The 11442-nt window shown below is 63.5% G+C and carries 2 protein-coding genes; both read left to right on the top strand.

Features of this window, described 5'->3' with window-relative positions; translation table 11 throughout:
• Nucleotides 1-4: 4 nt before the first annotated feature.
• Nucleotides 5-2197, top strand: a complete 2193-nt coding sequence (locus tag ACUN9Y_RS13910) for an HlyD family efflux transporter periplasmic adaptor subunit (RefSeq protein WP_445461312.1) — start codon at nucleotides 5-7, stop codon at nucleotides 2195-2197.
• 68 nt (nucleotides 2198-2265) lie between these two features.
• Nucleotides 2266-11004 (top strand): Ig-like domain-containing protein, encoded by an 8739-nt coding sequence (locus ACUN9Y_RS13905; protein WP_445461311.1) that lies wholly within the window; start codon nucleotides 2266-2268, stop codon nucleotides 11002-11004.
• Nucleotides 11005-11442: the final 438 nt, after the last annotated feature.

Raw genomic sequence — 11442 nt, 5'->3', positions numbered from 1 at the left:
GGCCATGAGCCACACCCAGGCGGTTCCTCTCCCCATCGAACAGGATACCCTTGCGCTACCGCCTCTGCGCCAGGACCTGCGGCTGTTGGCCGGTGGCGCTGAAGGCGAGTCGGTCGGTCGCTGGAAGATCCATGATCCCATCGGACAGCGTTTCTTCGAGGTCGAGCAGCGCGTCGTCGACATCCTGGCGTTGTGGCGCGAAGGCACGGCGCAGGCCTTGATCCGACGCTGGCACCGTGAGCACGGTGATGCGCTTGTCATGGCCGATGTTCAGGCGGTGCTAGAGTTCTTGAACCGTCATGAGCTGTTGCACCCCGTACCCGGTGAGAGCTACCGGCGAGCCTGGACCCGGCGCTGCCAGGGACGCCAGAGCTGCTGGCAGTGGTTGTTGCACAGCTACCTGTTCGTGCGTGTTCCGCTCGTTCGTCCAGCGATGGCCTTGCGCAAGGCCTTGCCCCTGGTCGCGCCCTTGTTTCACCCCGTGTTCTGGGGAGTCACGATGCTCGTCGCGGTCCTGGGGCTGTTTCTGGTCTCACGTCAGTGGCAGGCCTTCATCACGACGCTGCCCGAGATGTTCAGCGTCGGCGGTATCGTCGCCTTCTCGGTGAGTCTGGCGCTGATCAAGACGCTGCACGAGTTGGGCCACGGGTTCATGGCCACGCGCCTGGGGACGAACGTTACCAGCATGGGCGTGGCGCTGATCGTGATGATGCCGGTGCTGTACACCGATACCACCGATGCCTGGCGATTGACGTCGCAGCGTCACCGCGTCTTGATCGACCTGGCCGGGGTGGCCGTCGAGTTGACGGTGGCGGCCTATGCCACCCTGGCCTGGGTGTTCTTGTCCGAAGGGCCGCTGCGTTACGTGGCCTTTGCCTTGGCCACGACTGGCTGGGTGCTGAGCCTGGCGGTCAATCTCAACCCGCTGATGCGCTTCGACGGCTACTACCTGTTTAGCGATCTGCTGGGCATCGCCAACCTGCAGGAGCGCGCTTTCGCCATGGGGCGCTGGTGGCTGCGAGAGTTCCTGTTCGGCTATGGCGATCCCCGGCCGGAGGACTGCCGCCGGGCCAGGCGCGTGCTGCTGATCGGATTCGCCCTGGCGGTTTGGCTCTATCGGTTTTTCCTTTTCCTCGGCATTGCGCTGTTGGTGTATCACTACTTCTTCAAGGTCCTGGGTGTCTTCCTGTTCTGCGTGGAGATCCTGGTCTTTCTCGTCATGCCGATATGGCGAGAGCTCCGCGTGTGGTGGCAAAAACGCCAAGCGGCCGGCCGCCGTGCCTGGCTGACACTCACCGCTCTGGTCCTCGTGACGACGATACTCGTCGTGCCCTTGCCCCATCAGATTCGTATTCCCGCCGTCCTCGCCGCCAGCCAGCGCTATCCGGGCTATTCGCCGCGACCGGCGCGCATCGAGGAGGTGATGGTCAAGGTCGGCGACCGGGTCGCGGTGGGCTCGCCCCTGGTGCGGCTCGCGGCCCCGGAGCTGAACCAGCAGCAGCGCACCGCCGCTCAGCGTTTGAGCCTGGTGGACCGGCGCATCGATCGGCGCAGCGCCGATCGTCAGGATCTGTCCGAGAGCCTGGTGCTGGCCAGCGAGAAGGGCATGCAGCAGCAGACGTTGGATGGCCTTGCGCGCAAGCAGGAGCAACTGGCGGTCCGCTCGGCGATCGACGGCGTCGTGGCCGATGTGGGTGAAAATCTTCACCGCGGCCGCTGGGTCAACGCCAGCACTCGCCTGGTACTGGTGGTGGGCGACGACGGCCTGAGCGCGCGGGGTTACCTGGATAGCGAGGAGTTAAGGCGCGTTCACCCCGGGCAGGTCGGGGTGTTCATCGACGATGGCTTCCTGCGGCCACCTGTGCCGGTGGCCATGACCGATATCGCCGGGGCGGCGAGCGGCGTGCTCGATAACTGGATGCTGGCCTCGGCCCACGGCGGCAAGGTGGCCTCACGGATCGAGCAGGACAGCGCCCGGCCGGAAACCGCCGTGTTCGAGGTCGATGCCCGGGTCATGGATGCCGTCGATGTCGCCCACCAGGGGCGCGTGCGAACACCATCGCCAACCCGCCGGACCGCCACCGGTCCGATGACGGAGCTGCGTGGCGAAATTCACCTGCATGGCGAGCCGATGAGCCTTGCGGTGAGAGCGTTTACCCGAATTATCCAGGTGCTGGTCCGGGAGTGGGGCGCCTAAACGGGCTCGCGCACTCAACTCATCGCCTACTACCAGATGCGCAAGATGGATCGACAAGGAGAGTCGTGATGAAGACCAAACAGCCCAAGTCTCGCAAAAATCAGCGTAGCGGCACGGCGCACAAAGGCGCTGGCCTGCTGCTTCGCGAGCTGGAATCTCGCGTGCTGCTCGATGCCGCTGGCGCGGCCACCACCAAGGCGGTGGCGGATGACGCAAGCCACGCGCAAGGCGATGGACAGAACCCGCAGCTGACCTCGCAGGACTCGGCAGACGGTGGCGATGCCAGGGCCGTCATGCTGGCCTTGAGCGACACCCGAGCCAAGGCCCGGGCCCTGGCTGCCAGTGACATCGATTCCGATGGCGACGGCGTGTTGGATGGCCCGGATATCGACGATGACAACGATGGCATTCTCGACCAACTCGAGAGTCAGGCAACGTCCTATACGCCGGATGCGGGCTCGTCGACGGAGGCCGGCCAGAACTCACGTAATGGAATCGATCGGGCGACCGATGGGTTCACCGACGGCGCCGCGCCGCACTATTATTATTTTACCCGTTCCAATTCGATTGATCTGATGACCTTTTCCTACGATACGCCGGTCGATCAGGTCGAGGCTATTCAGATATACAACAGCTACACCATGGCAGCGACGGGGCGCAGCATTGGTTCCATTGGCGAGATCAGAATCTACGATAGCCACAACGTCTTGATCTATAGCTCGACGGCGTTCTCTGGTGCCGATTCCGTGCCCGACTCCCCGGCGGCAGATCCGTTCGTTATCGATCTGCCGCCGCTTTTCGATGTCGGCCGAATCGAGTTCAGTGATGTCGCGCGGCATACCAAGGCCTCGTCTTATGGTATCGGGCTGCGCGAGGTCAACCTGGTGAGCTATACCGATGTCGACCATGATAGCGATGGTGTCGTCGACCGGCTTGATCTTGACAGCGACAACGACGGTATCACCGACAATGTCGAGGCCCAATCGACGGGCGGCTATATCGCGCCGAGCGGCCAGGGCACCGCCATGACCGACGCCGATGGCGATGGCCTGGACGACAACTACGATGCCGACGCGGCAGACATCTGGGCCCTGGCCAGTGGGGGGCTCGAGCCGATCGATACCGAAGGTGACAAGACCGCGGACTATCTCGATACGGACTCCGACAACGACGGGGCCCTGGACATCGCCGAGCGCAGTGAGAAGGGGCCGACGTCCATTACCAGTACCACCGACAGCGATGGTGATGGCCTTCTGAACATCTTCGAGGGTAGCGATGTCAGCGATGGCTATGATGCCAATGATGAAAACGTCAAGGACGGAGTCTTTACCTTAGCCGATAGTGACGACGATATCGCTGACGATGGCAGCGATGCTGCGCCGCTGCTGTGCGACCTGGATTATCGCGATAACGGCGACGGTATCGACAGCGATGGCGACGGTCTTCTCAATAACGATGATATCGATGACGATAATGATGGGCTGCTTGATTCCGAAGAGTCCTCGATCATTGTCAGGCGCCCCGATAGCGTAACGTCCACCGGGAAAACGTGGTCGGGGTATAATCCTGGATATATGATCGATGGCAACGTTTCCTCAGGGAATTACTACGCGACGGGCGATAACGATATCGATCTTATGACGTTCGGTTTCGATGACCCGGTTACCCTGAACTCGATCGAAATCTATAACAACGGCGGTAATAATCTGTCGGATCTACAGTCCATCGATTCTATCGGTGAGATCCGCTTTTATGATGCCGACGGCAACCTTGTGTATTCGACCACGGCATACTCGGAGCGTGGCTCGATACCCGAAGGCGGGGCAGGTCGGGGATTTAAACTCGACCTGCCTGAAGATATTGCCAACGTGGCGCGCGTGGAGTTCGCCCATTGCCTGGGGCGGCCAGGCGGTAACGCCAACGTCGTGATTAGTGAGATCCGGTTCAAGGTTCGCAGTGACAGCGACGGCGATGGCAATGCCGATTCTGTTGATATCGACAGCGACAACGATGGCATCACCGATAACGTCGAGGCTCAGACGACCGAGGGCTACGTCGCACCATCAGGCGTGGATGCCGATAGAGACGGGCTGGACGATAGCTACGATAGCAACACACAAGACAAGACCGGTGCTGCCAGCGTCGGTCTGACACCGGTCGATACCGACGCTGACAAGACCGCGGACTATCTCGATGCGGACTCCGACAATGACGGGGTGCTGGACATCGCCGAGCGCAGTGAGAAGGGGCCGACGTCGATCACCGATAGCACCGATACCGACGGCGACGGCCTGCTGGACATCTTCGAGGGCACGGATGCCGACGACGGTTACGACGTCAACGATGATAACGTCACGGACGGGAACTTCACCCTGTCCGACAGCGACAACGACACCGCGGCCGATGGCTCGAACGCGAAGGCCCCGGCAATCGACTTAGACTATCGCGACAATGTCCTCCCTCCAGTGGCAACGGGGGATATCGGCGTGACCGATGAGGATACTGAACTTGTTGTCGACGCGGACGCCGGGCTACTCGCCAATGATGTCTTGAACGATGCGACGGCGATCGACAGCGTCATGATCGACACCGATGGCGATGACATTGCCGACAAGGCGCTGACCCTGGGCGTTGCCAATGAAATCGCCGACGAGAGCGGCAATGTCATCGGTCGACTGACGATCAATGCCGACGGGGCGTACAGCTTCGATCCAGCCGCCAACTTTCATGGGCTGGTGCCGCTGATCACTTACACCCTGCGCGGGGCTAGCGGTATCGCGACGGCGAATCTGACCATCACCGTGACCTCGGTGAAGGATGTTCCCATCGCAGTCAACGACACCAATACCACGGCGGAGGATACGACCATCGTCGTCAATGCCGGTAATGGGTTGCTGGCCAATGACAGCGATGGCGATGGCGATCGCCTGAGTGTCACCGGCTTTAGCATCGCGGGCATGACCGAGAGCTTCACGGCCGGTGATAGCGTCACCCTCGAGGGCGTGGGGGAGCTGACGATCAACGCCGACGGTTCCTATCGCTTCGTCCCCGCCCCGAACTACCATGGCAGCGTGCCGGTCGTGACCTACACGGTGTCCGATGGCGATGGCGGCAGCGCCACTGCCACCCTATCGCTGAGCGTGACCGCGGTCGACGATACCGTCACGCTCGGTGGCCTCGGCGATGGCAGCGTCGACGGCACCGATGGCGAGGTCGATGAAGCCAATCTGGCGGGCGGCAGCGATCCGTCGGCGGACGATCTGGCCTCCCGCGGCACCTTCAGCCTCGGCCCCATCACGAGCCTCGATAGCGTCACCATCGGCGGCACGCTGATCAGCGTCGCCGACTTGCTGGCCAGCGGTGAGTCACCGATTACCATCACCGGCGAGTTCGGCACGCTGGTGATCTCGGGCTTCGAGAAGGCCACGGGTAACGTCAGCTACGTCTATACCCTGGGCGAGGTGGCGGATCATTCGCAAGGCGCGGTCAATGACGGCTTCGTCATCGGGGTGACCGACGTCGATGGCGATATCACGGCCAACGCCGGGACCCTGGCCTTCGCGGTGATCGACGATACCCCGACGGCCGCCGCCGACCGCGATGAAACGATCAATGTCGGCAACCAGCCGAGCAGCGTCGCCGACGGTAACGTGCTCACCGGCAGCGGCGGCAAGGACCCCGATAGCCTGGATGGCAAGCCTGACAGCCTGGGTGCCGATGGCGGCGCCGTCACGGGGGTTGCGGTCGGGACCGGAGCGCCGAGTGACGCCAATGTCGGTGAGGGGCTCGCCGGCAGCTATGGCACCTTCACCCTCAACGCCGACGGCAGCTATACGTACGTGCCGGACTTCAGCGACGCCGCGGTCAGCGGCCTGCAGCCGGGAGAATCCTTGAGCGACACCTTCACCTACCGGATCACCGATGGCGATGGCGATGCGGTGACCACGACGGTGACGCTGACCCTCTATGGCTCGCCGGCCGCCGTCAGCACCGATGCGGGTAGCGTGGAGGAGGCCGAGCTTGGCGACGGCTCGGCGCCGGCCACCGGCGGGGCGGTGTATGACGGGGAGTTCATCGTCATCGACCTGGTCGATTCTCCGCTGGCAAGCATCAGCATCGGCGGCGAGACCTTTACCCTGGAGGATCTTGAGGGGTTCAGCGACAGTGCGCCCTCGGTCAAGCTCTTGACCGACCACGGCTACTTTATCCTCACCGGCTTTACGCTGGGTAGCGACAGCGGCAGTGGGGTGCGCGAGAGCACCGTCAGCTATCGCTTCGTGCTCACCGAGACGGCGCAGCATGGCAGCGACCCGGTGACGGATAGCGTCGATGTGGTGGTGACCGATTCGCTGGGCAACTCGACCAAGGACTCTCCCAAGCCGCTGGCCGTCGAGATCCTCGATGACGGGCCCGATGCCACCAAGGACGACGCGACGATCGGTGAAGACGCCTCGTCATCGACCGTGACCGGAGATCTTATCGGCAACGATACCTTTGGTGCCGACGGTGAGGCCGGTGACGGACCGGTGACGGGTGTCGGTGCGGGCAAGGCGGCGCCGAGCGGTAATGTGGGCAGCGCCGTGGAGGGGCTTTACGGCAAGCTCACGGTCAACGCCGACGGCAGCTACAGCTATGCGCTGGATAACGCGAACGCCAAGGTGAATGCCCTGCAGAAGGGCGAGACGCTGACCGAGACCTTTACCTACCAGATCACCGATGGCGATGGCGACACCACCACGGCGACCCTGACGCTGGTCATTCAGGGGGCCAATGACGCACCCACGGCGAGCGCCGACCCGATCGTTGTCGACGAGGATGGTACGGCCAGCGGCACCATTGTCGGCACCGATGTCGACGGCGATGACCTGAGCTTTACCCTCACGACCGCGCCGGAGAACGGCACCCTGACGCTGAACACCGACGGCAGCTTTACCTTCGTGCCGGATCCGGACTTCAACGGCACGGATAGCTTCGAGGTGACGGTCACCGACGGCCATGGCGGCACCACGACCATCACGGTCCCGGTGACGGTCACGCCGGTCAACGACGCCCCGGTGGCGGGTAACGACAGCGCGAGCACGGCGGAGGATACGCCGCTGACGGTTGCCGTCGACGATGGGCTGCTGGCTAACGACAGCGACGTCGATGGCGATAGCCTGAGTGTCACTGGCTTCAGCGTTGCCGGCATGACCGAGCGCTTTGCGGCCGGTGATAGTGTCACCATCGAGGGTGTGGGGGAGTTGACGATCAACGCCGATGGCTCCTATCGCTTCGTTCCGGCGCCGAACTATCACGGCGGCGTGCCTGTGGTGACCTACACCATCGCCGATGGCGATGGTCTCAGCGATAGCGCGACCCTGACGCTTGGCGTGACCGCCGTGGACGACAAGGTCACCGTCGGTGGCCTCGGCGATGGTGATCGCGACGGCACCGATGGCACGGTCGACGAATCGGCGCTCGCAAGCGGCAGCGCCCCAGGGGGCGCCGGTCTGAGCCAGAGCGGCTCCTTCACCCTTGGGCCGGCATCTTCGCTGTCCTCGGTGACGATCGGCACCACGACGATTGGCATCGACGAGCTTGCCGCCAGTGGCGATTCGCCGATCCGCGTCGAGGGGAAGTTCGGTCGCTTGATCATCGACGGCTATGACGCAACCACGGGGACAGTCAGCTACGTCTACACCTTGATGCGTGAAGCAGGCCACCGCGACGGGACGGCGTCGGATCGCTTCGTGATCGGGGTGACCGATGTCGACGGCGACACCGTCGCCAAGGCCGGTACCCTGGCGATTGCGATCCTTGATGACGCACCTACGGCAAGTGGCGATAGCCTGACGGTCGGTGAAGACGGCGACAACCCTAGTTCGGGGTCGGTGCTTTCCAACGATGTCCTTGGCGCCGATGGGGCCAAGGTGAGCGCCGTGACGTCCGGTAGCGGTATGCCGACCTCGCCGCTTGACGGCTCGGCGCTGGCGGGGAATTACGGGGCCCTGATGCTCAACCCTGACGGCAGCTACAGCTATCGCCTGGATAACGCCAATGCCGACGTCAATGGGCTGCAGAAAGGCGAGAGCCTGACCGAGACCTTCACCTATGAGATTACCGACGCCGACGGTGATACCTCGACCGCGAGACTGACGATCACCATCATGGGCGCCAATGATGGCCCCGAAGCCAGTTCATCAGCGCTGGTGACGATGGAGGGAACACCGGTCTCCGGCGCCATTGACAGCTCGGATGTGGATGGCGACCAGCTGTCGTACGGTCTCGCCGGCGATCCAGCGCATGGCGACGTGACCCTTCATCCAGATGGCACCTACACCTACACGCCCGACCCGGATTTCAACGGCACGGACAGCTTTGTCGTTACCGTCGACGATGGCAACGGTGGCAAGGTCGATGTCACGGTATCGATCACGGTCACGCCGATCAACGACGCACCGGTGGCGGCCAATGACAGCGCCAGCACGGCAGAAGACACCCCCCTGGTGGTCGACAAGGATCATGGGGTTCTGGCCAACGACAGTGATGTCGAGGGTGATCCTTTATCGGTGACCGGCTTCACGGTAGATGGGCGCCAGTACCTGCCCGGCGAAACCGCCGAGATCCCGGGCGTCGGTAGCGTGACCTTGAACAGCGATGGCTCCTACCGCTTCGATCCCGCCCCGAACTTCAATGGTGACGTGCCGCCTATTAGCTACCGGGTCGGTGACAGCAGCGGCGGCACCGATACGGGCACTCTGGCGCTTCGCGTGACGGCGGTCGATGACCAGGTTGTCATTGGCGGCCTTGGCGATGGCACCGGTGAGGCTGCGGGCAGCGATGGTCGAGTCGAAGAGTCGGCGCTGGCGACGGGTACCGACGCCGGTGGGGCGGGCTTGTCCCAGTCGGGGACCTTCAGCGTCGGCCCGGTAGACAGTCTCGACAGCATTCGCCTCGGCGGTACGACGATAAGCCTCGCGGATCTTGCGGCGAGTCATCGCTTGCCGATCAGCATCGAGGGCGAGTTTGGCCGTCTGATCATCAACGGCTTTGACTCCACCAGTGGCGTTGTCAGTTATTGCTACACCCTGACCAGAGATGCCGACCACAGCGAAGGCGATGTCGCCGAACGATTCGTGGTCGGGGTAACCGATGTCGATGGCGATGTCACCGCCGATGCCGGCACCCTGGCGATCACCATTCTCGACGACGCGCCCCTGGCGACAGACGATAGTGCCGCGCTGACGGAAGATGCCGGTGATACCCTCCTCGGCGAGGTGATGGGAAACGATGGAGAAGGTGCCGATGGCTGCACAGTAACGGGCATCGCGACCTCCGCGGGGGCGTCGGAGCCGGGGCCGGTCGGAACACCGATCCAGGGAGATTGCGGCGTCCTGGTGCTCAATGCCGACGGCAGCTACCGCTACGTCATCAATAACGACGACCCGGCGGTGAACGGCCTGCAGAAGGGCGAGAGCCTGACGGATAGCTTCACCTACTGGATCACCGACGGCGACGGGGACGTCAGCTCGGCGACGCTAACCATCACCATCGCAGGCAACAACGACATTCCGGTGGTCAGCGTCGAGCCGGTCATCGTCGATGAGGATGGCTCGAGTAGCGGAACCATCACTGCCACCGACGTGGATGGCGATGACCTGAGCTATACGCTCAAGTCGCCGCCGGCGAGCGGTACCCTGATTCTCAATGAGGATGGCACCTTCACCTTTACACCGGGACCCGGTTTCAACGGCAGTGACAGCTTCGTCGTCACCGTCAGCGACGGTCATGGGGGAACCGTCGACGTCACGGTGCCGGTGACGGTCACCGCGGTAAATGATGCGCCTGAGGCTCGTGCGCCGAGTCTCGTCACCGAGACTGGAGATCCCGTCGGGGGGACGATCGATGCCAGTGACATCGACGGCGATGATTTAACCTTTGGGCTGTCGACGCCGGCGTCCCACGGCGAGGTTAGCCTGGCGGCGGATGGTAGTTTCATCTTCGTACCGAACCCGGGCTTCAGCGGCAGCGATAGCTTCGTGGTGGCGGTTAGCGATGGCCATGGGGGAGTGACGTACGTCACCGTGGAGATCGTCGTCAAGGCGACCGATACCTTCTATCAGGGAGAGTACCGGCCAAGGGTGCCATCCCCAGTGGAAGCGCCTGACCGGTCCACCGGCGGGGATGAGTTGCGGGTGGACGGGATCGTCGAGCAGGTCGTCAACGAGGTGGGCGACCTCGGGGGCTTGCCGGATCTGGGCGCCGATGGCGTTGTCCTGACGGCGGTCAACGCCATCAGCGACCTGCAACCCGATCATGATGGCGGTAAGGCCGCGCCGATGTGGGGCGCCTCGGCGCTGTCACGACTGACGGCGGTGGAGGGACCGGGGGAGGCGCTCAACGGCTCCATTGCCAGCGCTGACGGGCGCCTGGCCATGACCCTGAACATCGAACGGGAACGGGCCTGGCTATCCGTGCAGGACAGGGGCGCCGCATCGGCTGAGGTGGGGGTGAGCCTGGCCGATGGCAGGGCGCTACCGGGGTGGATCCATGCCGACCGCCGGGGTGTCGTGACGATGGATCGGCCCGCTGGCGTCGATGTCGTCGAGCTAGGCGTTTCGGTTCCGGCGGACGACGGCGCGGTGCTGCGTTACCGCGTGCGAGTCGATCTAAATGCCGGACAGTTAAGTGTATTCGCCGAGGCCGCGGATCGTCCCACGGGCGCCTCGGCGGTGCCAAGCTTCTCCGAGCAGCTGAGCCGCGCCGGGCGAGACCGCCAAGGGAGCGATGACCTCCTGCGCCAGGCGCTTAAGGATGCGGCCGGCTAGGTGCGGCCGGCTAGATGCGGCCGGCTAGGTGCGGCCGGCTAGGTGCGGCCGGCTAGGTGCGGTGCGAGAGACCATCCGGCTGAGGCTAGGCCCTCGTGACAATGGCTCTTGCATCGCCGCTGGCCACCTTGGCGACAGTTGGCGGCCAGGGTGGCCTGGTCGCTAAATGGCAATGATCGTCCGGCAGCCCGAGAAAGCTCTGGATGTCACCGAAGGGGCCTCGAACAAGCGTTCAGATTGATGGCCAGGGTGGCCTGGTCGCTGAATGGCGATGATCGGCCGGCAGTCCGAGAAAGCTCTGGATGTCACCGAAGGGGTTTCGAACAGGCGTTCAGACTGATGGCCCGGGTGGCCTGGTCGCTGAATGGCGATGATCGGCCGGCAGTCCGAGAAAGCTCTGGATGTCACCGAAGAGTGCGTCGAACAGGCGTTCAGACT

The organism is Halomonas sp. V046 (assembly GCF_052645355.1).
This window is presented reverse-complemented; position numbering and strand designations above follow the sequence as displayed.

Bases quoted from the DNA above. Each gene is read 5' to 3' on its own strand.
- ACUN9Y_RS13910 (WP_445461312.1), top strand. From the start codon at position 5: ATGAGCCACACCCAGGCGGTTCCTCTCCCCATCGAACAGGATACCCTT.
- ACUN9Y_RS13905 (WP_445461311.1), top strand. From the start codon at position 2,266: ATGAAGACCAAACAGCCCAAGTCTCGCAAAAATCAGCGTAGCGGCACG.